The sequence below is a fragment of the Duganella sp. GW821-FHT07F09 genome, assembly GCF_059418705.1.
In genome coordinates, this window is record NZ_JBWKQJ010000003.1 from 680,112 (window position 1) to 705,868 (window position 25,757).

Genomic DNA, 25,757 nt, shown 5'->3' on the forward strand with positions numbered 1-25,757 from the left:
ACATGAACGGCGATCTCTCCCGCGAAAGCTTCGACCCCGCGCGCCACTACAGCGCGGTGCGATTGCAGCAAGGCCGCATCGTCACCGATGCTGACTGGAACGAGCAGGGCGATCTGACGCGTTATCGCGCCGAGCGCCTGGCGCGCGACACGATCGGCGCCTGCGGCGCGCCGATGGCGACCGCCGGCTATGCGCTGGTGGCCGAAACCAATGCGCTGGCCGTCCTCGCGGTCAACGCCAACGTGGCCTGGGTCGGCGCCGAGGACGGCGCGCTGCTGACCACCGCCAATGCCGGCGCCGACTGGACCCTGGTCGACCTGCACAGCATCGCGCGGGTGCGCGCGCTGGCGCAGGCCGGCGGGGTAGGCTGGCTGGCCGGCGACGGCGGCCTGCTGCGCAAGAGCACCGACCAGGGCGTGAACTGGACCGTGCAGCAATCGGGCACCGTGCAGGCGCTGCGCGGCGTCTCCGGCTTCGACGCCGGCCACGCGTGGGCGGTCGGCGATGGCGGCGTGGCGCTGTCGACCAGCGACGGCGGCGCCAATTGGGGCCTGGCGCAAACCGGCGCGGCGCGGCTGTACGCGGTGCGCTTCATCGACGCCGTCAACGGCCTGGCGGTCGGCCAGGCCGGCGCCATCGTCGCCAGCCGCGACGGCGGCCACACCTGGACCGCCGCGCCCAGCGGCACGGCGGCCCATCTGCGCGCGCTGGCGGTGTTCGGCACCACCCTTGCCTGGGCGGCCGGGCAGGACGGCTGCATCCTGCGCAGCACCGATTTCGGCGCCACCTGGCTGCCCTGTAATTGCCCGTCGCCGGAGACCCTGCATGCGATCGCGTTCCGCGATGCCGCCGAAGGCTGGGCGGCGGGCGAGGGCGGGGTGCTGCTGCACAGCACCGACGGCGGCGCCAACTGGACCCAGCTGGCGGGCGGCGGCGCCACCTTGCGTTCGATCTCGCTGAACGCCGGCGACCCGGCCTGGATCGCCGGCGACCAGTCGACCGTGCTGCGGGTCGGCGGTTCGGCGCCGGCGGCGGCTCTGCCGGCGGTCAACGTCTCGATCACGCCGGGACGCTGTTACGTCGACGGCGTGATGTGCGAGCTCGAAACCCGCACCTCGTACGGGCGGCAGCCCGACGGCGGCGTGGCCGCGCGCCTGGCGGCGGGCGCCTATCTGCTGTATCTCGACGTCTGGCAGCGCCACCTGTCGGCCCTGCAGGCGCCGGCCATCCGCGAGGTCGCGCTGGGCGGGCCGGACACCGCGACCCGCTCCCAAACCGTGGCCCAGGTCAGGGCGCTGACGCTGCCCGGCGCCAGCCCGTTCGACTGGAACTGCGCCTCCAGCCTGCCCGCGTGGGACGCGCTGGTCGACGCGCCGCGCCCCCGGCTCGCCGCCCGCGCCGAGCCGCAGCTGGCCGCCGCCAACCTGTGCGAAATCGCCGCCACCGCCGGTTACCGGCGCCTGGAGAACCAGTTGTACCGGGTCGAGGTGCACCAGGGCGGCGCCAACCCAACCTTCAAATGGTCGCGCGAGAACGGCTCGGTGGCGTACGCGGTGCTGGGCGTGAGCGTCAACGCCGCGCTGAACCAGACCACCGTGCGGGTGGCCGCGCGCGGGCTCGACGACAACCTCGACGTCTCCGCCCACGACCGCCTCGAGCTGGTCGACGACAGCACCGAACTCGGTGCCCGCGCCGGCGTCATGTTCGAGTTCGCCAACGACGGCGACGACGAACTCGAGCTGGTGTTGTCGGGCGTGCCCGGAGGACCGCTCGGCCAGAGCCCGGAGCGCCACCCGGTGCTGCGGCGCTGGGATCACCGGCCGGAGGTGGCCGGCGCGCACACGCTGCCCATCGTGGAAGGCGCCTGGCTCGATCTCGAAGACGGCGTGCAGGTACGCTTCGCGCCCGGCGGCAGCTACCGCGCGGGCGACTACTGGCAAATCCCGGCGCGCACCATCAGCGCCGACGTCGAATGGCCGCGCGACGACGATGGCGATCCGGTGGCGCGCCCGCCGGCCGGGGTGGCCGACGCCTACTGCCGGCTCGGCATCGTCGAAGTGGACGGCGATGGCCGGGTGACGGTCGCCAGCGACTGCCGCCAGCTGTTTCCGCCGCTGACGGCGCTCGAACAACTGCTATACGTATCCGGCGACGGCCAGGACGGGGTGCCCGGCGCCGCGCTGGCGCAGCCACTGGCGCTGCGGGTGGCGCGCGGCGGCGTCCCGGTGGCCGGTGCCAGGGTGCGCTTCGAGGTCGAGAGCGGTGGCGGCAGCGTGGGCGGCTCGCTGTGGGAGTTCGAGACCAGTACCGACGACGAAGGCCAGGCCGGTTGCGATTGGACGCTCGGTCCCGCCGCCGCCGCGCCGGCGCGCTTCCAGCGGGTGCGCGCCAGCCTGCTCGACGCCGACCACCGCGCCGTGCCCGGCCAGATCGTGGTGTTTTGCGCCACCGCCTCGTTCGCGCTGGAATACGTCTCCGGCGACGGCCAGCAGGCCGCGCCGGGCGCCGAGCTGCCGCAGCCGCTCGAAGTGCGCGTGGCCAACGGCGTCGATGGCATCGCCGGCGTCGCCTTGCGCGCGGTGGTGGAGCAGGGCGGCGGCGCCGTCGTCGGCCCGGCCACGCCGACCACCGGCCCGCAGGGCTTCGCCGCGATCGGCTGGCGTCTGGGCGCCGGCGGCGCCCAGCGCCTGCGCCTCGAACTGCTCGGCGCCGACGGCCAGGTGCTGCAGCGTCTGAGCTTCAACGCCACGGTGGCGACGGCGTCCGGCGGCGGCGGCTGCGACATCACGATCGGCGTCGGCGGCCGCTTCGAACGGCTCGACAGCGAGCTGCTCCAACGACTGTTGGAGGAAGGGCGGGACGCGGCTTGCATCTGTTTCATGCCCGGCACGCACAGGTTGGACGGCCTGACGGCCGACGGCCGCGGGGAAGGGCGCCTCAGCCTGCACGGCTGCGGCCACGCGTCGGTGCTGCGTACGGCCGACGATATCGTCCTCACGGGCTTCACCGCGCTCGAACTACGCGACCTGGTGATACAGGCCGACGGCCAGACCGGGGTCGTGCTGCAGAAAAACCAGGAAGTGCGGCTGGCCCAGGTGCGGATCGACCGCCGTCGCGAAGCGGCGCGCCGCCCGGCCTTGCGCATCGCCGGCGCGGAACGGGTCGCCGTGGTCGCCTGCGCGGTGGCGGCCGCCGTGCCGGCGGTGGCGGCGGTGTTCCAGGACATCGGCGGCGATTGCCGCATTGTGCAGAGCAGCTTCGGGGGCATCGTCAGCTTCTATGGCGACGCCGAAGGCGTGCCGAACCAGGACATACTGCGCAGGCTGATGGACCTGAACCCGGAACTGCGTTTCGAACGAGGACAAGGGCAGCTCATCTTCAGCGATAACACGGTATCGATGCTGGCGATCGGCGCGGACATGACGCAACGCCTGCTCGAAAACGACGCGGGGGGGCTGTTCGCCACAGCGGTCCTGCATGGCAATACGCTGATGGAGCAGAACAATGTGTTTGCCGCCAATCTGCTCGGTTTCCATTCAAACTGCTTCGTCCGCGTGCCGCAAGACGGCTCCACGCCGTACGGGGTGATGGTCGCGAGCATGGCAACCGCCAGCGGCAATCTCGCGGTGAGGGTCGGCGACGAAGCGATCCTGCGCTTCGTGCCGTCGGTTGCCGACAGATTCGCGCGGGCGGCCAACCGCATCTTCATGACGCCGTTCAAACAGGTCGCGGACACCTGACCATGGCCGCGCCCATGGTACAGGCGGCACCAGCGGCATCGGGGGAACCCGGCGACTTCGCGCGCTACCGCGACCGGCATCGTGGCGAGACGATCCTGGTGTGCGGCTGCGGCGCGTCGCTGGCGCAACTGACCGGGCCAGAACGTTTCGTGACGATAGGCGTGAACGACGTCGGCCGGCGCTTCACGCCCGACTATCTGGTGGTCGTCAACGAGCGCCGGCAGTTCGACCTGGAGCGCTATGTCCACGTCGAGCGTTCCGGCGCCAAGGCGGTGTTTTCGCAGCTCGATCTGGCGCACCCGCGCGCGGTGCGCTTTCGGCTTGGACGGCGCGGCGGCACCGAGCGCGCCGATCCCGAGTGCCTGCATTACACCGCCAACTCGCCGTATGTCGCGGTCAACCTCGCGCGCCACATGGGGGCGGCGCGGATCGGGTTGATCGGCGTCGACTTTACCGACGACCATTTTTTCGGCGCTTCCGGCCCCCATCCGCTGGCGCGCCAGCTCGCGCAGATCGACCGAGAATATGGCGCGCTGTTCGAGGCCTGCCGGGCCGACGGCGTGCTGCTGGCGAATCTGAGCCGGACCAGCCGGCTCACGTCCGTGCCGCGCGCCGACCTTGATACATGGGGGGAGCGCGATACCACCTCGCCGGGGACTGTGACGCCGAGCGCGCGGCGGGTCTTTTTCGTACACTACCGGTTCCTCTCGTGCGGCACCGTGTTCGACACGGGTCTGCGCGAAGCGGCGCGCACGCTCGGCGTGGCCAGCGAGCATGCCGACTGGGACGACCCTCGGCTGTGGCAGAAGGTCGGGCGCTTCGCTCCGGATTTGCTGTTCGTCGTCCACGGCCGGCGTTTTGTGCAGCGCCACGGACTGCGCTTCAAGGCCTGGCGCTCGGCGGTGTGGCTGGTCGACGAACCGTACGAGGTTGACGACACGGCCGCGTGGTCCGGACAATTCGACCACGTGTTCGTCAACGACCGCGCCACCCTCGATCGTCATCGGCATGCCCATTTCTTACCGGTGGCGTACGCGCCGGAGCTGCATCACGCGGCGGCGGACGCGGTGCGGCGCCACCGCGTGGGATTCATCGGCGGCGCCAACCCGTCGCGCGAGCGCATGCTCGCCGGCCTGGCGCGGCGCGGATTACTCGACTACGTGGTCGGCGGCCCCTGGCGCGAAGCACGGCTCGGCGCGCTGTGCCTGGCGGCCAATATTCCGGCCGATCAGGCGGCGGCGCTGTACCGGGACACCAGCATGGTCGTCAACGTGTTCCGGGATCGCCACCACTACAACCACGCCGGGCTGGTGGCCACGTCGATGAACCCGCGCATTTGCGAGGCGCTGGCCTGCGGCGCGCTGGTGCTCAGCGAGCCGCGCGCGGATCTGTCGCGCGACGTGCCCGAGTTGCCGGTGTTCGGCGGCCCGGACGAAGCGGCCGCGCTGATCGAACATTTCCTCGCCGATCCGGCGGACCGCGCGCGCGTGCAAAGCGCGTGCGCGGTCCGCCTGCGCGAGGCCACTTACACCCACCGATTAAGGACAGTCATGGAACTCGCCCTCGCACCAATGCCGTCGGCCCGCGTCGTGCCGCGGCCGGACGCCGCCATCGATACGCAGTGCTCGGATGCGGCGATGGTGTCCTTCGACGCCAACTGGGACCATGTCGGCGCCGCGGCGCGTGCCGGTGATGGCGACGAGATCGTGCTCGACCCGGGTCCGCATCGCGGTCCCGGCGCGGAACGCGGACTGGCGAGCCGCGCCCGTTTCGACGCCGTCGAGCTATCCTTCGAAGCGTGTCTCGAACCGGGTGCGTGCCTGATCGCGAAAGTACACCAGGCCGACGCGGTCGACCAGACCACCAATTCCTACCATCTGCTGGTGGACGAGCGCCGGGCCTACTTGGCGCGTCACCGCCACGTGTTCCGCCAGCTCGACTCGCCGCTGCGGGCCTGGGTGCGATTCCGTCTTACGTGCCAGGGCGGGGTGCTTTCGCTGTGGCGCAACGAACAACTGCTGCACCGCGTGCGCGATCACGAACTGAGCTCCGGCTTCGCCTTCATTGGCGCGCAGGGCGGAACGGTGCGGGTGAGGGGGCTGCGGCTGGCGGCGCCCGAGGCGCGCGCCGGCGCGGTCGACACCGACGAGGCGGACCAACTGAAGGCGGTGGCCACCGGCACGCCGCGCCTGACCATCGTCACCACGGTCTACGATCGCGTCGAATGTCTGCGCCAATGCATCGCATCGGTCCAGCGGCTGGCGTTCAGCGATTACGAGCACCTGATCGTGGCCGACCATCCGCCGGGCGAGGTGCTCGAACAGATCGAGGCCATCGTCGCGCGCGCCGACGACCCGCGCATCGGCCTGTACAACCTGACGCGGCGCCATAACAACTGGGGCATCGCCCCGGCGGCGGCCGGCCTGCGGCGCGCGCGCGGCGAGTACCTGAGTTTTCTCTCCGACGACAACGGCTACACGCCGGACCACGTCGACAGCTTGATGCGGGTGCTCGACCGCGAGCCCATGCTCGGTTTCGTCTACAGCTCGTGCCAGTACGACGGTCGGCTGGTGCTCAACCACCCGGTGCCGCGCCCGGGCCGCATCGATCTGGGCCAGCCGATGTTCCGGCGCGAGCTGTTCGAGCTCCATCTCGCCGATGACCTGCCGTTCGATATGATGGCCTGGGACTGGCACCTGATCGACGCCCTGATGCGCCGCGGCGTGCGCTGGCGGCATGTCGACCGCCAGAGTTTCATCTTCCGTCTGGCACAGTACCCGCGCCTGTTGGCGGGATGACGGACGGCGCCGGAAAATGATCTCCTACTGCATCGCCGTCTACCGGCCGCGCTACGCGCGCCTGCTGATCGCCGACCTGGTGGCGAAGACCAGCGTGCCGTTCGAAATCCTGGTCTGGCTCAACGTGGCCGATGCCGCGCTCGACGCCGACATCGCGGCCGCTTGCGCACGGGGCGTGCCGCTGCGGGTGATCGGCCGCACGCCGGAAAATATCGGGATGCGGGCGTACGCCGCGCTGTTCGGCGCCGCGCGCCATCCGCTGATCGCGCAGCTCGACGACGACGTGGTCTGCATTTCGCGCGGTATCGCCGAGCGCGCGGCACGCCTGTTCCGGCGTTTTCCGGCGGTGCGCCAGCTGGTGGCCGATGTCTGGCAGGACGAACACACCACCGGCGCCCGTCCACCGCTCGACCAGTACCGCGTGTTCGACGCGGCGGAGCGGCTGCACAGCGGCCCGATCGACGGCTGGTTCTCGATTTACCACGGCAGCATTCGGCCATTGCTGGCGAGTCTGCCGCGCGAACACTATATGGCGCTCGGCGGCGCGGTGCGCGCCGAACTCGGTCGGCGCGGGCAATTCGGGCTGCTCGACCTTGGCAGCAAGGTGTTCCACGTGATCGGCCCGGCCTACGCCGATGCCTTCGGCATGCTCGACTTCGAGATCGCCAAGTACCGCGGCCTGGGCCGGCACGAGATCGTCGCCTGGTACGAGCACTATCGCGCCGAACGGGTATCGACGGAGCTGCTGACCGATCGCGTCGCGGCAATTCGCGCCACGCTCGACGCAACTGTCGCGGCGTGAGCGTGCGGCCGTGCTAACAGCGATATTCAGGCGGTTCATTTCGCGTTGAAACCGGCGCGGTATCCGTTACCGGAGCGCATGCGTCCGCCGGTCCGACGGGACTGGGTAACACGACGTGGATCAAAGACGCGGCCGTCTTTTGGGCTAAGGTCAAACCTCGTGACTATCATCGAGGGAGCGACATTATGGACGCGCAAGTCAACAGCGGTTTCCAGGCCCGGCTCAATCTGATGCGGCTGCTTGCGGCGGGGATGGCGGTCATCTATCACGTGCGCTTTCTGCTGTTCGCCGGCTATCCGGAGGTCTCTGAAAAAAGTCTTCCCCTGACATTGTTCTATTTCGTCACCAGCCTGGGCCACGAAGCGTTCGTCATGTACATGGTCATCAGCGGGGTGGCCCTGGGCGGACTGTCCATCCAGCGCTGGCGCCACGGCGTCGATCCGGAGGTCGACCTGCTGCGCCGTTCGGCGTGGTTTTATTGTTTGCTGACACCGGCGCTATTGCTCGGCGGCGCGTTGGACTTCATCGGCACCCGCGCGCTGGCGCATCCCGAGGTGTATGCCTACTTCACGATGTTCTCGCCCAGCCTGGACCTGCGGGCCTTCGCCGGAAACATGCTGATGCTTCAGCGCTTTGTCGTTCCCGGACTGGGCAGCAACACAATGCTCTACCTGCTGGCGTACGAATGCTGGGCCTACCTCGCGCTGGCAGCGTTGTTCGTGCTCGGCAAGCGTAGCCGGACGCTGGGCTGGTGCGCCGCCATCGCCGTCGCCTGGGCGGGAAGCGTGCTGGCGCCGGAGTTCCTCGGGTATCTGCTGTTGTGGATCATGGGGACCGGGGTCGGCTGGCTCGGTTACAACACCAGGGTACGCTTCCAGCGCCGCTACGGCATGCCGATATGCGTCATCGGTCTGTTGGTTTCACGCTGGGGTGGCGCGCACGTCGAGCAAGTGCCGGAGGCGCTGATTCCGGCGGCCCGGATGGCGCTGGACTTGGTGTTCGGCGCCAGCTTCGCGTTGCTCACGGTGTCCTGGCTGACGGCGGGTGCGAAGCAGAAGCCAATCTTGTGGCTGCGCTGGGCCGCGTGGCGGCTCAACCGCTGGTTCAGCGGCGCCAGCTTTGTGCTGTTCACGACGCATTTCCCTTTCATGATGTTTGTCGTCGCGGTCGCGTCGGCGGAGTTTCACGTGCCGATCGGCGGCCAGCCGGGAGCGTTCGCCTTTGCGATGTTCGGCGCGACGGTCGCGGCGATCTACCTGTACGCGTATGTGTTCTCGGCCGTGGCGTCGCGCCTGGCAAGGACGGTGCGGCGAAGAATGCGCGCCCGGAGGCTGGCGAAAGTGGCCTCGCCAATTTAACCCCGGGTGCGCTGCGGCTGGCTAGCGCGTGGCGCAGAAACCGAACGACTGCGTGCCGCCCGGCTGCACGGTGGCGTTATGGCTTTGCCCCGTCGCCGTCAGCGTCGTGCCGGCCTGGTTCCACACGGCGCCCCACAGGTTGTTGATGGTGCCGGCCACCGTGAGCTGGACGTTCCATTGCGCCGGCTGGCTGCCGGCATTGCTCACCGTGACGTCCGCGCAATAGCCGGCGCCCCAGTCCGAGTTGGTCTTCAAGGTCGCGGTCACGGCGCCGGGCGGCGTGGTGGGCGGATTGGTCGGCGGCGTGGTGGTGCTGCCGTCCCATAAGCGCTGCAGCAACGCCAGCTTGTCCGGCCACACGGTTTTCCAGTCGTCCTGCAGGATGCCGCCGGTGTCGCCGCTGTTCGGATTCCACGACCAGTAGAACAGGCCCGTCATGCCGCGCGGTTTCAGATAGTCGACCAGCGCGTCCTGCCAGATCTTGTCCTTGGGGCTGCCGCCGTGGCCGTACTTGCCGCCCGCTTCGCCCAGCACCACCGGATAGTCCTTGGCGAACTGGCCGAAATGGGTGTCCCAGATCGCCGGCATATTGGCCGGGAAGTTGGGCGCGTCGAAGTACGACTGGTTGAAGACGTCGGGGCCGTACACGTGCGGCGACAGCACCAGCTTGTTGCGCGGGATGTCGAGCGGTTTGCATTTCAACGGTTCCAGATTGCCGCCCCAGAATATGCCCTGGTTGCCCGAGCAGACCGGGTTCGTGGCGATGCCTTCGACGAAGATCAGCAGCTTCGGATTGACCGCCAGGATGCGTTGGGCGGCGCGCTCGGCGGCCAGGTTCCAGTCGGTCGATACGTTGCCCGTGCCCCAGGTGGCGGCGCCGTGCGGCTCGTTCTTGAGGTCGAGCCCGACCAGGTTGCGCAAGCCGGAATACTTCTGCGCCAGATACTCCAGATCGGCCAGCCACTGCGCCTCGCTGTACGCCGGCGTGTACCACAACTCCGAGATGGCCTGGCAGTCGGGCCGGTGGTGGTCGAGCAGGATGTAGATACCGCGCCGGTCCAGTTCGGTCAGGAAGACGTCCAGCCACTGGCGCGATTTGAGCCCCACCAGGTCGGGATTCAGGTTGGCGTTGATGACGCCGCCGGGAGGCGAGCCCTCGCCACGGAAGGTGGCCGGGCAGACCGGCACGCGCACAGCGTTGAAGCCGCTGGCCTGGATCTGGTCGATCATCTCTTTCCAGTTGCGGGCCCACAGGCCGTGCACCGTGCCGTCAGGTGTCTCGAAGCCGAACCAGTTCACACCCCGCAGTGGCACGGGCTTGCCGGCGTCGTCGAGGATCTGCGTGCCGGACACCGTGTAGGCCTGCGCCGGGGCGGTCGCCGCCACGCCGAATGCGAAGGCCAGCGCCGCCACCAGCGTCGTTGCGCTGGTAGATATGTTCAGTGTTTTCATGATGTTCTTTCTAAATTTAGATGGTGGGAGTCATAGTCCGGCGGGCAAATCCGGATAGGCCAGCGCCGCCAGCGCGCCCGCGCCGGGAAAGGCCGCGCTCAGGTCGTTGTAGCCGGCCGCCGCGTGGCGGTAGCGCTCGCGCGTGGCCGCCAACGCCGCCTCGTCGCGCAGTAGTTCGCTGCGCAAGCCTTGCACCGCGCCGCTGGTCGCCAATGCGGGCACATGCTGGGCATTGGCGACCAGCACGAACAGCGCGCCGGTCAGCTCACCCTGGTATCGCTTGTAGCGTTCGATCGCGCGCAAGTCCCCGAGCAGTTGTTCATGCGCCGGCATCTTGGACGCGCGCGCCAAGGCGTCGCGCGCGCGGACGGCGATCGCCGGGTCGAGGCCGTCGGCGTTGCCGACCGCCGCCAGCGCGGTGCTCGCCGCTTTCGCGCGGGCGGCGTGGATCTGCGCCAGTTCCAGCCAGGCGGCCGCGCTGGCCTCCCTGGCCTCGGCGCGGGCCAGGTGATGCCGGCCCGCGCCGATCGCCCCCAGCACCAGCAGGCCCAGCAGCGTGGCCATGGCCACGGTTCTTCGTTGTATTGTCATGGTGTCTCCTTTTTATGAAAGCGTTGTGGGCGGTCGCGCGCACGGTGCGCGCGGCCGCCTTCACGCTATTTGACGACGATGGTGCAGCTGCGGCCGGCCCAGGTCAGGCCCACCGGCACCGGCTTGGCGCCGCTGTAGCCCAGTTGCATCCCGAACTCGACGCTGCCATTGGCCGGCACCGTGGCGTTGCCCAGCGGCGTGGCGACGAAGCCACGGCCCGAGGTCGCCAGGGTCGTGTTCCACGAGTTGACCAGGGTGACGTCGTTGGACGCGGTCCAGCTCAGCGACCAGCCGTTGATGGCGGTGGCGCCAGTGTTGCGCAGCACCACGCGCGGCACCTGGCCGCTGCCCCAGTCGCTGCTGGTGTCGAAGTCGACCGCGCAGCCGCCGGGCAGGGCGTCCTTGTCGGCCTCGGTGGCGGCGACCAGCACATCGGTCGCGCCCGGCGCCGACACCCGGAAGCTGGCGGTGCCGTTGACGCTGTCGGCGTCGTTGGCGGCCGCCAGGGTGACTGTCTGGGCGGCGTTCCAGTTGGCCGTGGTGAAGCTCAGCGAGGCGCCGCCGGCGACGCTCAGATCGGCATCGCCGCTGGCGCGCGCCACGCTCACCGCCACCGGTCCGCTCGGCGCGCTGGCCAGCTGCACCTGGAAGGTTTTCGTGCCGCCCTCGGGCACCGTGACCGGCGCGCCGCTGACCGACAGCACCACCGGCACCACCACGTCCTTGTCGATCTCGGTGGCCGTCACGCTGGTCGACAGGTAGCCGGTCGCGCTGAAGCCGAAGGTGGCGCTGCCACTGAGCTGGTCGGCGTCGACGGCGGCCCGCAGCGCGACGGTCTGCGCCACGTTGTAGTTGGCCGGCGTGAACGTCAGCGCGGCCGTCTCCGTGCCCAGGTCGGGATCGCCGCCGGCCGCCTTGACGATGGCGACCGTCAGGTTGGCCGCCGGCGCCTTCGACAGCGAGATGGCGACGCTGGCGGTGCCGCCCTCCGGCACCGAGACGCCGGTGGAATCGGCCAGGATGGCCGGCGAGTCGGCCTGTTCGACCAGGTTGGCGTAGTCGTTCAGCGCCATGGCGATGTCGGCCTGGGCCCAGAAGCGGTGGTAGCGCCAGGTCGGGGCGGGGCCGCCGTCCAGGTGGGCTTTCAGTTTCGGCCATTGCGGGTCTTGCTGGTACTTCGGCCGCAGGCTCAGGAAGGTCGAGCTGGCGTCGATGGTGGCGCCCTGGGCGTTGGTGCCGGTCCAACCCGGCGGCACGTACACGCCGGAGCCGGTGGCGGCGTTGTACGTGGCCGTGAAGCGCAGGTAGTCGGTGCGCTTCTCGTCGACCGCCACGCCTTGCGGGTCCTGGTGCTTGGCCCACATGCGGTCGAGCAGCTCCTTGGCCAGGGTCTTGGCGCCGGCGTTGTTGGCTTTGGCGCCGTAGTAGATCAGGGTGCGGGCGAACGCGGCGGCGATGCCGACATCGCCGGTGCCGTCGACCACCGTCACGCGCAAGCCGGCGTTGGCGCCCGGCGCGGCGGCGTTCCAGTTGTCCGGCTGGCCGCTCCACGACAAGGTGTTAGGAATCGTGTAGGTGCCGTCGGCGTTGAGCGTGGTGTTGGCCGAGGCCCACGCCACCCACTTGTCGAGCACCGCCTTGGCGCGCACGTCGCCGCTGGTGTAGTAGTACTCGGCCACGCGCTGCATCGACCAGGCCTGGAAGCCGAACCAGGTGTTCGAGGCCGGATCGTGGTAGACCGGTTTCTCGTCGTAGAACATGCCGTGGAAGGTGGCGGTGCCGGCCGGCGGCGTGCCGTAGCCGCCGCCCCAGCTGTTGGTGGCGCCGCCGGCGATGGCGCCCTCGGCCGATTGCAGCCAGCGGTAGAACTCGATCTGTCGGCCCAGGCTCTTGCCCCAGTCGCCGGCGGCCGTCGGCGACAGCGGCTTGAACTCGGTCTGGGTCGACAGCACCCACGCGGCCAGCGGATTCTGGTAGCCGAAGTGGTTGTGGCTGGAACCGATGCGCCATGCCCAGCCGGCGCTGCTGTCGGTGGCGCCACCCCAGGCGTAGTACCAGCTCAGAAGATAGTGCTGGTTGTCGCGCATGCCCTGGGCGTCGGCCGCGCCGCTGCCGCCGGGGCAGGTTTGCGTGCCGATGCAATTGCCGATCTTCTTGAAGTACTTGTCGAACATCGCATAGCGTAGGTAGTCGCCCATTTTCGCGGCCTTCTTGACCAGGCTGGCCACGTCGGCGCTCTTGCCCTGCGCCTTGGCCCATTCCGAGGCCCAGTAGATCGCCTGCACGGCGCGGGCGTCGGCGTCCGGCGCGTTGGTGTAGCGCCACTGCCTGGCGTAGCTGGAGTCGCCGATGAACAGGCTCAGGAAGCCCTGCGTGCCGCCGGTGCGGCCCCATTTGAAGGTTTCGCACGATGGATGCGGGATGGTTTCCCACACCGATTCCTGCGAGCCGCGCTGGAAGGTGTTGATGTAGGAGGGACGCGTGGTGCCGTCGCCGCAGCGGCCGTAACCGTACCAGTTGTCGACGTCGAGCAGCCAGTGCATGCCGTAGATGTCGCGGTTGCCGTAGGTGCTGAACAGCTCGGCGCTGATCGGGTCCTGGCCGACCGGCACGCCGCTCGAGATCGGCGCCGGGTACTGGTTCGGCAGCGGGAACTCGCCGGCGTAGGTGGCCGGCTTGGCGGCGTTGTAGAAGCTGTTGGTGGGCTGGTCGGCGGGGGCCGGGATGATGTATTTCTCCATATTGGCCCAGGCGGCGTTGAGTGGTGCCCAGTCGCCGGTGACGCGGCCGTACTGCGCCTCCAGCCACAGCCAGAAGCTGTAGGTTTCGGAGGTGGTCTCGTGGCCGTGGTCGGGCGCCTCGACCATCAGGGTTTCGATCGAGTGGTAGGGCACGCCCTCCGGGCTGAAGTAGCCGTTGGCCGGATTTTTGATTTTTTGGTACTGGGCCAGGAAGCGCTTGGTGTACTCGGCGTCGGCCGCGTGCGCGGAGGTCGCCAGCGGCAGGCCGACGATGGTGGCGGCGCCGGTCGTCAGCGACAGCGCCAGCAGGCCGCGTGCGAGGCCGCGCGCCCAGCGCCGCGCCTGGCGCCGGAGCTTGCGGTCGGGCGGTGCGAACGAGCGGGCGGTGGTTGGCGTGAAGGTGGTTGTAACCGATGGGGTGTGCATGTTGTCTCCCTTTATTCTCAAATTGAAGTGTGAACATCCATGGCGCGCGTGAGGCCACGAGCGCTTGCAGCGCGTGCGCCGGCCCATGCATGCGCGCACGGCCAGGCACGTTGTCACGCCTGCGCCGATTGCGCGGCGACAGCGGGACACCGGCGGGCAAAAAAATGCCCGACGAGACAGGACAGCGCCGGTCGGGCCGGTGCTGTGAAACGCGTGTTGTTATGGGTGCGTGGGCGGAGGGCTAACGCTGTCGGAAAATAAAGCGGTCTTCAGGATGACGCGCGGAACGAGGAATTGAAATCGTTTTCATATTCGCCTCGAAAAAAAGCGATCGATGATCGCTTGATCATTTGAGCGCGTCCGGCAGCAAGCGTGCGGACGCGGATCGTGACGCGGCGGAAGGTGTGCCCCCGTACTTTTGGGCCGGTTGGAGCCGTGCAACTCAGGGTAAAGAGTAATCTCGGTGGTAGTTTAAAGTCAAGCTTGCGTAAGATATTTATTCGACGGGCGTAAACGCGACAACTTGCATCGTGGACGCGACCGGATTCGACGATGCGGCGCCACGGCCCGGGCCTGTACAGCGCGGCGTCGTCGCGTGTAGAATGCGCGCTGAATACGTGAATGGTGTCCTCCCGCTTGTCGGCGGGAGGGTGAAACGGGAAGCCGGTGACGCGCGGGATTTTCATCCCGCGCCAGTCCGGCGCAGCCCCCGCTGCTGTAAGCCTGACGACGTCGATCGTACGCCACTGTGCAACGCACGGGAAGGCAGGATCGGGGAAGGATGACGGCGAGCCAGAAGACCGGCCAGTCACGATGTGTTACGTAAAACCCGGGGTGCGGTTTTACTTGATATTTGTTTTTTCCCGTTGTCGCCACAGCAGTCGCGCGCCGCCGCGCGTGTGTTCGTTCGCGCCGCCGTTGCGGCCGCGCGCGCCGCAAGCGTGGCGGTGCGCGTGCCGTCGCGACCTTGACCGCCCGGAGTTTCCGGCACCTGACCACGTAGACATGCCCATGAATCCTTCCCGCCTCGCCCACTTCCCGTCCACCCGTCCGATCGTGGCCGCCATCGCGCTGCTATGCGCCCATTGCGCCGCCGCGCAGCAGACCCAGCCCATGCAGACCGTCACCGTGACGGGGGAGGCCGCGCGGGACGGCGAAGGATTGGGGCTGGCGCATCGGAACGGCAGCGCCAGCCGCCTGGATCTGCGCGCCGACGAGCTGCCCGCCAGCGTCGAGTCGCTCGGCGCGGCGGCGATGCAGGCGCGCGGCGACCTGCAGGTCAAGGACGCCATCACCCGCACCACCGGCCTGACGGACATCAGCTCGCCCGGCAACGGCATCGCGTATTCGGCGCGCGGATTTAGCGGCAACAACGCCGTCGCCATGCTGGAGGGCGGACAGCGGCTGCTGGTGGGTTCGGGCACGGCGACGTATCCATCGGACCCGTGGGGCTACGATTACATCGAAGTGCTGCGCGGCCCCGGCTCTGTGGTCTACGGCAGCGGCACCACCGGCGCCACCATCAACGCCGTGCGCAAGGCGCCCAGCCGCGACGCCGCGTTCGAGGCGATGGCCGGTGCCGGCGGCGGCCGCGCGCTGCGCGCGGGCGTCGGCGGCAGCGGCGCGCTGGGGGAGCGGGGCGCGTTCCGCGTCGACGCCTACGCCGACCACAGCGACGGCTTCATCGACCGCGGCCAGGCGCGCCACGCCAAGCTGCTGACGGCGTTGACCTACGCGCTGACGCCGGACCTCGACCTCGATGTGCAGCTGGACCATCTGCAACAGAAACCGCAACGCTACTTCGGCACGCCGCTGGTGAACGGCGGTCTGTCGCGCGCGTTGCGCGACCAGAACTACAACGTCGCCGACGCCGATATCGATTTCGCCGACGACAAGGCCGTGGCGCGGCTGACGTGGCGCGCGACGCCGGCGCTCACCGTCAGCAACGAGCTGGCCTACATGAAGGCGCGGCGCAACTGGCGCAATGTCGAAACCTATGTCTACGATCCATTGGCCGGCGTGGTCGACCGCAGCGACTATATCGCCATCAAGCACAATCAGGAACAGACCGGCAACCGCCTCGAGGCGCGCTGGAACGGCGGCGCCAGCCGGGTCGTCGCCGGCTGGGAGGCGGCCACCATCAATTTCACCCACACCAATAACTCGCCGTACGGCGGCGCCTCCAGCGTGGCGCCGACCGGATTCGATCCGGGCCGCTTCGACAGCCCGGACGCGCTGCGCCCCAACTTCGCCACCGACACCACCACCAATGCGCTCTATGTCGAGGACGCCTATAGCATCACCGAGCGCCTGCTGCTGTTGGGCGGCGTGCGCCACGACCGTTATCGGGTCGCGCTGGCCAGCCTGCGTGGAGCCGCAGGCTTCACCACGACGTTGCAGTCGACGGCGGCGCGCCTCGGCCTGAGCTGGAAGGTGGCGCCGGACACATCGTTGTACGGGCAGCTCAGCACCGGCAGCGATCCGTTGACCAGCCTGCTGTCGATGAACCTGGCCAACAGCCGCTACAAGCTGACGCGCTCGCGCCAGCTGGAGGGCGGCGTCAAGCAGTCGCTGGCCGGCGGCAAGGCCGAATGGACCGCCGCGCTGTACCGCATACGCAAGGACGACATCGTCACCCGCGATCCGGCCAACCCGGCGTTGTCGGTGCAGGGCGGCTCGCAATCGTCGCGCGGCGCCGAGTTGAGCGCCAGCGTCGGCCTGGCCCGCGCGTGGCGGCTCGACGCCAACCTGGCCTACACCGACGCCAGTTACGACAGCCTGATCGAAGCCGGCAACGTCTCGCGCGCCGGCAAGCGTCCGACCGATGTGCCGAGGGTCTCGGCCAATTTGTGGCTGGGCTACCGCGCCGACGACTGGCGCGCCGGCGCCGGCGCGCGCCACGTCGGCAAGCGCTTCATCGACAACGGCAACACGCAGGCGCTGCCGGCGTACACCACGCTCGACGCCACCATCGGCTGGAACGTCAACCGCAACCTGCTGGTGCAGCTGAATCTGCGCAACCTGGGCGACAAGCTGTATGCGAGCACGTCCTACAGCGACAGCCAGTATCTGCTGGGCGAGCGCCGCCACGCCGAGTTGACGGCGCAGTGGCGTTATTGAGTCTCGTCGGGCAGCGAGCGCAGATACGGCCACGGGTAGATCCCGCGTTCATGGCTGTCGCCGAAGACCAGTTGCAGGCCGTAGTTGCCGATCATCCGCAGGTGTTCGACTTGCGATGTTTGCTGAGATAGCTCCGCTTTGACGCCGAGCAGCCGTTGCGACTGGCACTGCGTGCATTTGCAGTGCACGCGCAGTTGGGCATGCGGCCATTGCTGCCGCACGCCATCCTGCCAGACGATCGTCAGTACGCGCGCGGCGCGGTCGTTACTGATTTCGCTTGGGTAGTCCATCAATGTCTCCCGGTGGCCGCGTGGATCTGTTCCAGCGCCAGGCGCGCGGCCTTGCGCACCTCGGGATCGGGATCGGCCGCCACCGGCTCCAGCGCCGGCAGCGCGGCGGCGTCGCCAAGCTCGCCCAATGCCAGCGCGGCCTCCTTGCGCAGGTTGCTGATCGAGTGGGTCAGCACGGGCAGCAGCGCGGGCAGGGCGGCTGCGTACTTCAGGCGGCCCAGGCTGCGCGCCGCGCGCAGCCTTATCTGCCAGTAGCTGTCGTCGAGCGCCGCCATCAGTGCCGCGCCGATGGACGACGGATTGGTGGCGTCGCCGCCGTCCCGGACCCAGGCCAGCTTGCCCAAGGTCGTTGCCGCTTCCTCGCGCACTTGCCACACCGGATCGCGCAGCGCGTCCAGCAAGGCGGTGGCGGTGTCCGCGCCGGCGCCGTAGCCGGCGGCGCCCACCGCCGCGCGCCGCACCTCGGCGTCGGGATCGTTGCTGATCAGGGCGGCAAGGGCGGGCAGCGCGTCGGGCTGTTTCAGGTACCCGAGCACGGCGACGGCTTCGCGGCGCACGCCGGCGTCGCTATCGGCAAGCGCGGCGAGCGCTGGCGCGTAGCTGTGCGGCGAGCGTAGTTCGCGCACGGCGCGCAGCACGGCGGTTTTTACGAATGGGTCGGCGTGGGCGAGATGGGGCAGCAGCACTTGCGCGCTTTCCGATTGCTTTACTTCGCTTAAGCTTTGGGCCGCGGCCAGCCGCGCGCTTTGGTCCGGGTCGCCCAGCAGCAGGGCGAGGCCGGCGACGCCGTCAGCGGTTTCGAAGCCTTCGAGCGCGCGCGCGGCCTCGGCGCGGACGGTGGCGTCGGTGTCGCGCAGCGCGTCGATGAACAGGCCGGCGTGTTCGTCGCCGGCCCAGTCGGCCAGGTCCAGCAGGGCGATGCGGCGGACGGTGGCGTCGGGGTTGGCCAGGCGCTCGCGCAGGTCGGTGTCGTCGTCGGTGGTGTTCATGTTGTCCTTATTCGATGGCTGATGCGTCTTTCGGAATCACGTAGGGCGGATTAGCGCAGCGTAATCGGCCAATGCCTGCTTCGTCGGCGGCGCATGCGTGGCCGATTACGGCGTGCCGCCTAATTCGCCCTACGTGTTTTAGATTTTTCATATCGCGAATTGCAGCTGGCGCGTTGTGGCGGCGCCCAGCGGGCTCAGACGCTCCAGCGGCAATTCCGCGTTGGCCGGATGTAGCAGCTGCAGGCAGCGCCGCTTCAGCGCCGTGAACTCGGGCGATGTCACCAGCGACGAGTCGCGCGGGCGCGGAAACGGCACGGCGATCTGCTCGATGATGCGCCCGGGTCGCGGACTCATCACCAGCACGCGGTCGGCCAGGAACAGCGCCTCGTCGATGTCGTGCGTGATGAAGACGATGGTGGTGCGGATGCGCGCCCACAAGTCCAGCAGCAGCTGCTGCATCATCAGGCGCGTTTGCGCGTCGAGCGCGCCGAACGGTTCGTCCATCAGCATCACGCGCGGGTGGTTGATCAGCACGCGGGCTATTTCAACCCGCTGCTTCATGCCGCCCGACAGTTGCGCCGGGTAGTGCTCGGCGAACGCTTCCAGTCCCACCAGGGCCAGCAGCTCCAGCGCGCGCTGGCGGCGTTCGGCGCGCGGCACGCCTTGCATCTTCAGGCCGAAGGCGACGTTGTCGACCACTTTGCGCCACGGGAACAGCGTGTGGTGCTGGAACACCAGGCCGCGCTCGGCGCGCGGGCCGTCGATGGCGCGGCCGTCGACGGTGATGACGCCACGGCTGGGCCGCAGGTGGCCGGCCAGCGCGCCGAGCAAGGTCGACTTGCCGCAGCCCGACGGGCCGAGCAGGCAGACGAATTCGCCCGGTTGCACCGTCAGGCTAACGTCCTGCACCGCCTCGAACGCCTGCGCGCCATGGCCGACCCGCAGATGCAGCTTATCGATCTCAATTTTGCCCACGCTCATGGCTTGCCCTCCGGTTGGTGCCAGGGCATCAAGACCTGGCCGATGGTTTTGACCAGCGCGCTGCTGCCCATGCCCAACAGGCCGATGACCAGCATGCCGACGACGATGTCGGCGTAGTTCTGGATCGTGTACGACGCCCAGGTGTAGTAGCCGATGCCGAACTGGCCGGAGATCATCTCCGCCGTGACCAGGCAGAACCACGCCGTGCCCATGCCGATCGACAGGCCGGTGACGACGCTGGGCGCGGCGCCCGGCAGCACCACCTCGGTGAAGATGGCGCCTCGCCCGCCGCCCAGGCTGCGGGCCGAGGCGACCAGGCGCGGATCGATGTTCTCGACGCCGTGGACGGTGTTGAGCAGGATCGGAAACAGCGCGCCGGTGAAGGTGATGAACACCATCGACAGCTCCGACGACGGGAACATCAGGATCGCCAGCGGTATCCAGGCGACCGCCGGGATCGGGCGCAGCATTTCCAGCGGCGGCATCAGCCAGGTCTCCAGCCGGCGCGAGCGGCCGATGGCCAGCCCGAGCAGGATGCCGACCAGCGCGGCGACCAGAAAGCCGCTGAACACCCGCGCCAGGCTGGCCTTCAGATGGCCCAGCAACTGCGGCGATTGCAGCAGGGTCCAGCCGGCCTGCGCGACCTCGGTCGGCGGCGGCACGTTTTGAAACGTCACCAGGCCCAGGTTCAGGTGGCTGGTCGAGGCCCATTGCCAGGCCAGCAGGCATACCAACAACGAGGTGGCGCCGGCGCCCCAGCGGGTGGCGCCGGGGCCGATTCCCGCAGCCAGGCCGCCGCCCGGGCCGGAGCCACGGCCGGCGACGCCATGGCCGGCGGTGCCCACCGCCGCGATGCCGCTGCCGCCGAGCGCTTGCTGTGTGCTGTCCATCGGCGCGCTCCTAGTTGGCCGCCAGGGCGGGCGTGGCGCCGCGCGCGGCGGCGAAGTCGAGGACGGAGCCGCCGTTGCGGGCGGCCCACGCTTCTGCCGACGCGCGCGTCAGGAAGGCGCTGGTGTCGCCCTTGACCGTCACGAACCAGGCGTCGCGGGCGAACAGCTTCAGGCCGCTGTCGCGGTCGTGGGCGTAGACCACGCGCACCTTCTTGCCCTCCTTTTCAAGCTGGCGCAGCGCGCTGAAGGCGCTGTCGGCGCGGCTGTAATGGCGCACCAGCGGCTCGCCGTCGACCCAGACCTGCGTCAGGCGCGAGAAGTCGGTGATCGGCTTGCCGGTGGCCGCGTCCTTGGCCACCAGCGGCAGGCGATTGTAGTTCTTCAACCGCGCGTCGTAGTCCAACCCGGCCTGCTTGAAGGCGGCGCGGATGTAGCGGTCGTCGATGAAGGTGTTGACGTCGAGGTCGTTGTCGGTGCGCTTCATCAGCCGCAGCGTCTCGATCGACGTCTTGACGGCCTGGCGGTACTCCGGCTTCCAGCTGAAGTCGCGCGTCTGCAGGCCCAGCGGGCCGTGGAACAGGTAGTCGACCTCGGCCTCGATGCCGGTCACCTTGGCGATCAGTTCGCTGTACTTCTCCGGCTCGGCCGCGATCAGGCGGTCGGCCTCGATGGCGGCGCGCAGGAAGGCGTTGACGATCTCGGGGTATTTGGCGGCGTAGGCGGCGTCGACCAGGCTGCCGTGCAGGGTGGGGGACTTGGCCTGCGAACCGTCGAAGATCTTGCGCGCATAGCCCCTGTGCGGGAACAACTCGGCGAACGGCACGAAGTCGGCGTGGGCGTCGATCTTGTTGCTTTGCAGCGCCGATCCGGCCACTTCCGGCGCCTGCGTGACGACGGTGATGTCCTTGTCCAGTTCCCAGCCTTGCGCCTTGATGGCGCGCAAGAGCATGCCGTGCGCCGTGGAGGCGAAAGGCACCGAGATGGTCTTGCCCTTGAGCTCGGCGAGCGACTGCACCGTCGACGCCTTCGGCACCACGATGCCGTTGCCGCTGCCTTGCACGCTGCCCGACAGCACGGTGACGAACAGGCTTTTCTTGCCGGCCTTCTCGAACGCGGCGCCGTTGAAGGAGCCGGGGAAGTCGGCCATCGAACCTATGTCGAGCTTGCCGGCCACCATCTCGTTGGTCAGCGGCGCGCCGGACGTGAAGTTCTTCCAGACGATCTCGTATTGCGCGTCCTTGTACTTGCCGTCGCGCGGCAGGTACTTTTCCAGCAGCTTCAGTTCGCGTATCAGCAGGCCGCCGGTGGCGCAGTTGATCGTCGTGTCCTGGGTGCCGATGGCGATGCGGATGGTTTCGGCGTTGGCCGCGCCGGCGCCCAGGGCCGCCAACAGCAGGGTGCTCAAAGTGCGATGCAAGAACATGTGATTCTCCAGAAAGGTCAGCGCAACAAGTAGGGAATATCGACCGTGACGGCGCCGGTCGGGCAATCTTTTTCGCACGGCATGCAGTACCAGCATTCGTCGAATTTCATAAAGGCCTTGCCTTTGGTGAAGTCGATGGCCAGCACGTCGAGCGGGCAGACGTCGACGCAGACGGTGCAGCCTTTGTCGGCGATGCACAGCTCTTCATTGACGCGGACCGGAACGCTGCTTGGGTTGAGCGCGATGGGCATGGTGTTCTCCTTAAACGGCAAGCGCTTCGGCTTGCGGCGCGGTATGGGCGGTGACGGCGGCATCCTTGCCGATGCGCAGTCGTTGATAGGCCTGCTTCTCCTGTTCGTCGAGGGCGACGATGTACGGCTCCAGCGGACGCTTGAAGCAGGTCATTTCGCCGTCGACTTTTTTCAGCTGCACATGGCACAGCCACTCGGCGTCGTTGCGCTCGGGATGGTCGACCCGGTTGTGGTACAGGCCCCAGCGGCTCTCGGTGCGGAACAGCGAGGCGCGCGCCGCCATCTCGGCGCAATCGCGGATCGCATGGACCTCCAGCGCGCGCATCAGCTCGTGCGGGCCGGCGGCCGACAGCCGGTCCAGGTCGGCACGTATGGCTTCGAAGCGGGTCAGGCCGATCTCCATCTTGCGCGTGACCTTGGGCGGCTGCAGATAGTCGTTGACCATGCGGCGCAGCTTGTACTCGACCTGGGCCGGCGGCAAGCCGTCGGCGCGGCTCAGCGGCGCCCAGACCCGTTCCCGTTCGGCCTCGACCTGGGCGTCGTCGAGCGGCGCCAGTTCGGTGTCGGCGCAGCGGCGCGCCGCGCTTTCGCCGGCCAGCTTGCCGTAGACGAAGGCGCCCAGCATGTAGTTGTGCGGCACGCAAGCCAGGTCACCGGCGGCGTACAGGCCGGCCACCGTGGTCTCGGCATGTTCGTTGACCCACACGCCGGAGGCCGAGTGGCCACTGCACAGGCCGATTTCCGAGATGTGCATCTCTACCATCTGCTCGCGGTAATCGGTGCCGCGTCCCTCGTGGAATCTGCCACGGCTGGGCCGCTCGTTGGTGTGCAAAATCGTCTCGATGGTGCTGATGGTTTCCTCGGCCAGGTGGTCCAGCTTGAGGAACACCGGGCCGTTGCCGCCCTGCAGCTCGTTGTAGAACTCCTGCATCATCTGGCCGCTCCAGTAGTCGCATTCGATGAAGCGCTCACCCTTGTTGTTGGTGGTGAAGCCGCCGAACGGACCCGTCACGTAGGCGCAGGCGGGGCCGTTGTAATCCTTGATCAGCGGATTGATCTGGAAGCACTCGATGCCCGACAACTCGGCCCCGGCATGGTAGGCCATGCTGTAGCCGTCACCGGCGTTGGTCGGGTTCTCGTAGGTGCCGAACAGATAGCCCGAGGCAGGCAGCCCGAGCCGGCCGGCGGCGCCGGTGGCCAGCACCACCGCCTTGGCGCGGATCACGTGGAAGTCGCCGGTGCGGCAATCGAAGGACATGGCGCCGGCGATGCTGCCGTCGGCCGCCGTCAGCAGCCGCGTCGCCACCAGGCGGTTGCTGATCTCCACGCGCTGGCGCTTGAGGCGGCGGTACAGCACCTTCTTGATGTCGTGGCCCTCGGGCATCGGCAGCACGTAGGTGCCCATGTGGTGCACCTTGCGCATCGCGTAGTCGCCGGTCTCGTCCTTTTCGAACTTGACCCCCCAGCGGTCCAGTTCCTCGATCATCGGATAGCTGTTTTCGGCATAGGTCATCACCGTGCGCTGGTTGACGATGCCGTCGTTGGCGGTGGTGATCTCCTTCACATACTGCTCGGGCGTGGCGAAGCCGGGCACGACTGCGTTGTTCAGGCCGTCCATGCCCATGGAGATGGCGCCGCTGCGCTTGACGTGGGCCTTCTCCAGCAGCAGCACGCGCAGCTTGGGGTTGGCTTCCTTGGCCTTGACGGCGGCCATCGGGCCGGCGGTGCCGCCGCCGATCACCAGCACGTCGACGGTTTCGATGATGGTTTGCATAGTGGTTTGCTCCGGATGAAAAACGTGGGGGCGCTCAGGCGCGGCGCGCGATCTGCAGGCGATACTGGAAGGCGTCGCCACGGAAATACAGGTACTCGAAGTCGAGCGGCGTGCCGTCGGCCGCGTGGGTCAGGCGCTCGATGCGCAGCAGCGCCGTGCCCGCCTCGATGCGCAGCGCGTGGGCCAAGGTGTCGTCGGCCAGCATGGCGTCGATCTGCAGGTCGGCCCGGCCCAGCGCGATGCCGTAGTCGTTTTCCAGGATCAGGAAGATGTCGCGCCCGGCCAGGTCCTCGCGGCGCAGGCGCTCGCCGATGTCGGGCGGCAGATAGGTCACCTCCAGCGAGACCGGCTCGCGGTTCAGGTGGCGCACGCGCTTGATCTCGGCGACGTCGGCGCCGGCCGCCAAGCCCAGCCGCTGCGCCACGTGGGCCGGCGCGGCGATGGTCTTGTGGCTGGTGACCTGGTTGTAGATCTCGTAGCCCATGCGGCCCATGGCCTCGCCGAAGCCCTCGAGCTGGGTCAGCTGCTGGAAGGCCTTGGGCTTGGAGACGAAAGTGCCCTTGCCGGGGATCTTGAAGATCACGCCTTCCTTTTGCAGGTCGTTGAGCGCCTGGCGCACGGTGATGCGGCTGACGCCGAAGATCGTGCTCAGCTCGCTCTCGGCGGGCAGCTTGGCGTGGGCCGGATAGCTGCCGTCGAGGATACGCTCGCGCAGGTTTTCCTTCACCTGCGTATAGAGCGGGACGGGGGACAGTTCAACGGTACGGAAATTGGTCATCGGTTCACCTGGTCGGCATAACCTGTCATAACAGGTCATGACTATCGAAAGAGCTTGCAGTCTATCGAGGCCGTTTCAGCGTGTGAACGAATGATTGTGTGTTTGCTTATGCGGAAAATTTTGGATCGGGGGCGGACCCCCCCCCTGGGTCTTAAGCAGTCTTAGCCACGTGTGGCCAGATGGAGCATCGGATGGTGCTCATAGTGGCCCACGCCGTTTTTCACGATGGGATCTTGCGCGGTCAGCAGGGAGATATCCTGATCGTCGTCGATCCGGTAGAGCGACACCCCGTAGCCGCCGGCCGGGTCCATCACCGGTCCGTGCGCGACGATCAGGCCTTGCCCGAGCAGCTGGTTGAGGTAGGCGCCGTGTTGCGCCATCCACGCCTTTTCGTCGTCGGACATGGTCGCCAGGAAATCGGCGCGCGGCGGAATGTATTTGCACAGGTAGTACTTCATGGTTCGCTCCTTGTTGAGTGATGTCAGGCGGCCGTTTGCACGCTTTTGAGGATCGAGCCCTCGAACATCTTGGGCGCGTATTGTTGGAGGAACAGGATCATGCCGGTCATTTTGCCCACCGGATTGCTGAACTTCGGTTCCGCCGTGCCGATCAGCCTGGTGATGGTGTTGACCACGGCGTCGGGCGACTCGGCCTCGTCGATGCCCTTTTGGGTCGCCGCCTTGACCTGGCGGCGGTAGCCGTCGTAGTCGGCGATGCCGCCGCCGCTGGCGGCCACGGCGTTGTGGCCGAGATTGGTTTTGAACCACACCGGCTCAACCATGCTGACCTTGATGTTGAAAGCATTCAGTTCGAAGCGCAGCGACTTGAAGTAGCCCTGCACGGCGTGCTTTGAGGCCGTGTAGTACGACAGGTTCGGCGGCCCGATCAAGCCGACGATGGAGCTGACGGTGATGATTTGCCCCTTCTTCTGCGCGCGGAAGCGTGGCAGCAGCGCGTTGGTGAGCTTGACGGTGCCCCAGAAGTTGGTCTCGAACTGCTGGCGGCCCAGGTCGATCGGCGTTTCCTCGGCGATGCCGGTGACCATGTAGCCGGCGTTGTTGACCAGCACGTCGAGATTCGGCGCGAAGTCGAACAGCTCGCTGGTGAAGTCCTTGATGGATTTGTCGTCGTCGATATTCAGGCGCAGCAGTTTGAACGGCACCTTGCCGGCGTATTTCTCGGGCTCGCGGCTGGTGCCGATGACGGTATGGCCCTGCCGATGCAGGCTAGTGGCGAGCAACAGACCAAAGCCGGACGAGGCACCGGTGACCAGAATCGTTTTTTTCATTTTGAATACCCTATTAGAAAGATTGAGTGATCCCAGACAAACATGGCTGGTGATGGGATAGCCGT

Annotated in this window: 18 protein-coding genes and 1 riboswitch; of the genes, 5 read left to right on the forward strand and 13 right to left on the reverse strand. The window is 68.0% G+C overall.

Features of this window, described 5'->3' with window-relative positions:
- The first annotated feature begins 2 nt into the window (after positions 1 to 2).
- The 4 genes from AC07P1_RS11430 (at position 3) to AC07P1_RS11445 (ending at position 8,698) form a co-directional block, all read left to right on the forward strand.
- A complete protein-coding gene (locus AC07P1_RS11430) occupies positions 3 to 3,740 on the forward strand; it encodes a DUF6519 domain-containing protein (RefSeq protein WP_494695918.1) in 3,738 nt (1,245 codons plus the stop codon).
- Between the two features lie 2 nt (positions 3,741 to 3,742).
- Entirely contained in the window at positions 3,743 to 6,538 is a 2,796-nt protein-coding gene (locus AC07P1_RS11435; RefSeq protein ID WP_494695919.1) for a glycosyltransferase family protein, read from the forward strand.
- Between the two features lie 16 nt (positions 6,539 to 6,554).
- Positions 6,555 to 7,340: a glycosyltransferase family 2 protein gene (locus AC07P1_RS11440; RefSeq protein ID WP_494695920.1), complete on the forward strand. Its 786-nt coding sequence runs from the start codon at positions 6,555 to 6,557 to the stop codon at positions 7,338 to 7,340.
- Between the two features lie 185 nt (positions 7,341 to 7,525).
- A complete protein-coding gene (locus AC07P1_RS11445) occupies positions 7,526 to 8,698 on the forward strand; it encodes a hypothetical protein (RefSeq protein ID WP_494695921.1) in 1,173 nt (390 codons plus the stop codon).
- A 21-nt stretch (positions 8,699 to 8,719) separates the two neighbouring features.
- On the opposite strand, the gene AC07P1_RS11450 is transcribed toward AC07P1_RS11445, so the two are convergent.
- From AC07P1_RS11450 to AC07P1_RS11460, 3 genes are all read right to left on the reverse strand, one after another.
- On the reverse strand, positions 8,720 to 10,150 hold the full coding sequence (locus AC07P1_RS11450) for a cellulase family glycosylhydrolase (protein WP_494695922.1): 1,431 nt from the start codon (positions 10,148 to 10,150) through the stop codon (positions 8,720 to 8,722).
- Positions 10,151 to 10,180: 30 nt separating this feature from the next.
- Positions 10,181 to 10,741, reverse strand: a complete 561-nt coding sequence (locus tag AC07P1_RS11455; RefSeq protein WP_494695923.1) for a LemA family protein — start codon at positions 10,739 to 10,741, stop codon at positions 10,181 to 10,183.
- 65 nt (positions 10,742 to 10,806) lie between these two features.
- The gene (locus tag AC07P1_RS11460; RefSeq protein WP_494695924.1) at positions 10,807 to 13,908 is read right to left on the reverse strand and encodes a glycoside hydrolase family 48 protein; all 3,102 of its coding nucleotides are present in this window, start codon (positions 13,906 to 13,908) and stop codon (positions 10,807 to 10,809) included.
- Positions 13,909 to 14,513: 605 nt separating this feature from the next.
- Positions 14,514 to 14,731, forward strand: a riboswitch (cobalamin riboswitch).
- 188 nt (positions 14,732 to 14,919) lie between these two features.
- Here AC07P1_RS11460 and AC07P1_RS11465 point away from each other — a divergent pair.
- Positions 14,920 to 17,028, forward strand: coding sequence for a TonB-dependent receptor (locus AC07P1_RS11465; protein ID WP_494695925.1), 2,109 nt, complete (start codon positions 14,920 to 14,922; stop codon positions 17,026 to 17,028).
- Here AC07P1_RS11465 and AC07P1_RS11470 read toward each other — a convergent pair.
- The 10 genes from AC07P1_RS11470 to AC07P1_RS11515 all read right to left on the reverse strand — a co-directional run bounded on the left by AC07P1_RS11470 (position 17,022) and on the right by AC07P1_RS11515 (position 25,692).
- Positions 17,022 to 17,318, reverse strand: a complete 297-nt coding sequence (locus AC07P1_RS11470) for a DUF971 domain-containing protein (protein WP_494695926.1) — start codon at positions 17,316 to 17,318, stop codon at positions 17,022 to 17,024. The genes AC07P1_RS11465 and AC07P1_RS11470 overlap by 7 nt on opposite strands.
- On the reverse strand, positions 17,318 to 18,307 hold the full coding sequence (locus AC07P1_RS11475) for a HEAT repeat domain-containing protein (protein WP_494695927.1): 990 nt from the start codon (positions 18,305 to 18,307) through the stop codon (positions 17,318 to 17,320). Before AC07P1_RS11475 ends, AC07P1_RS11470 begins: the two co-directional genes overlap by 1 nt.
- A gap of 147 nt (positions 18,308 to 18,454) precedes the next feature.
- Complete coding sequence (locus AC07P1_RS11480; protein ID WP_494695928.1) at positions 18,455 to 19,288, reverse strand: ABC transporter ATP-binding protein; 834 nt, start codon at positions 19,286 to 19,288, stop codon at positions 18,455 to 18,457.
- Positions 19,285 to 20,178, reverse strand: coding sequence for an ABC transporter permease (locus AC07P1_RS11485; RefSeq protein WP_494695929.1), 894 nt, complete (start codon positions 20,176 to 20,178; stop codon positions 19,285 to 19,287). Before AC07P1_RS11485 ends, AC07P1_RS11480 begins: the two co-directional genes overlap by 4 nt.
- 10 nt (positions 20,179 to 20,188) lie before the next feature.
- Positions 20,189 to 21,601 (reverse strand): ABC transporter substrate-binding protein, encoded by a 1,413-nt coding sequence (locus AC07P1_RS11490; RefSeq protein WP_494695930.1) that lies wholly within the window; start codon positions 21,599 to 21,601, stop codon positions 20,189 to 20,191.
- 17 nt (positions 21,602 to 21,618) lie between these two features.
- Complete coding sequence (locus AC07P1_RS11495; RefSeq protein ID WP_090318490.1) at positions 21,619 to 21,852, reverse strand: 4Fe-4S dicluster domain-containing protein; 234 nt, start codon at positions 21,850 to 21,852, stop codon at positions 21,619 to 21,621.
- A 10-nt stretch (positions 21,853 to 21,862) separates the two neighbouring features.
- Positions 21,863 to 23,626 carry a fumarate reductase/succinate dehydrogenase flavoprotein subunit gene (locus AC07P1_RS11500; protein ID WP_494695931.1) on the reverse strand — a complete coding sequence of 588 codons (1,764 nt, stop codon included), beginning with the start codon at positions 23,624 to 23,626 and terminating at the stop codon, positions 21,863 to 21,865.
- A 34-nt stretch (positions 23,627 to 23,660) separates the two neighbouring features.
- On the reverse strand, positions 23,661 to 24,404 hold the full coding sequence (locus AC07P1_RS11505; protein ID WP_494695932.1) for a GntR family transcriptional regulator: 744 nt from the start codon (positions 24,402 to 24,404) through the stop codon (positions 23,661 to 23,663).
- Between the two features lie 161 nt (positions 24,405 to 24,565).
- Positions 24,566 to 24,862 (reverse strand): YciI family protein, encoded by a 297-nt coding sequence (locus AC07P1_RS11510; RefSeq protein ID WP_494695933.1) that lies wholly within the window; start codon positions 24,860 to 24,862, stop codon positions 24,566 to 24,568.
- 23 nt (positions 24,863 to 24,885) lie between these two features.
- Complete coding sequence (locus AC07P1_RS11515; RefSeq protein ID WP_494695934.1) at positions 24,886 to 25,692, reverse strand: SDR family oxidoreductase; 807 nt, start codon at positions 25,690 to 25,692, stop codon at positions 24,886 to 24,888.
- Positions 25,693 to 25,757: the final 65 nt, after the last annotated feature.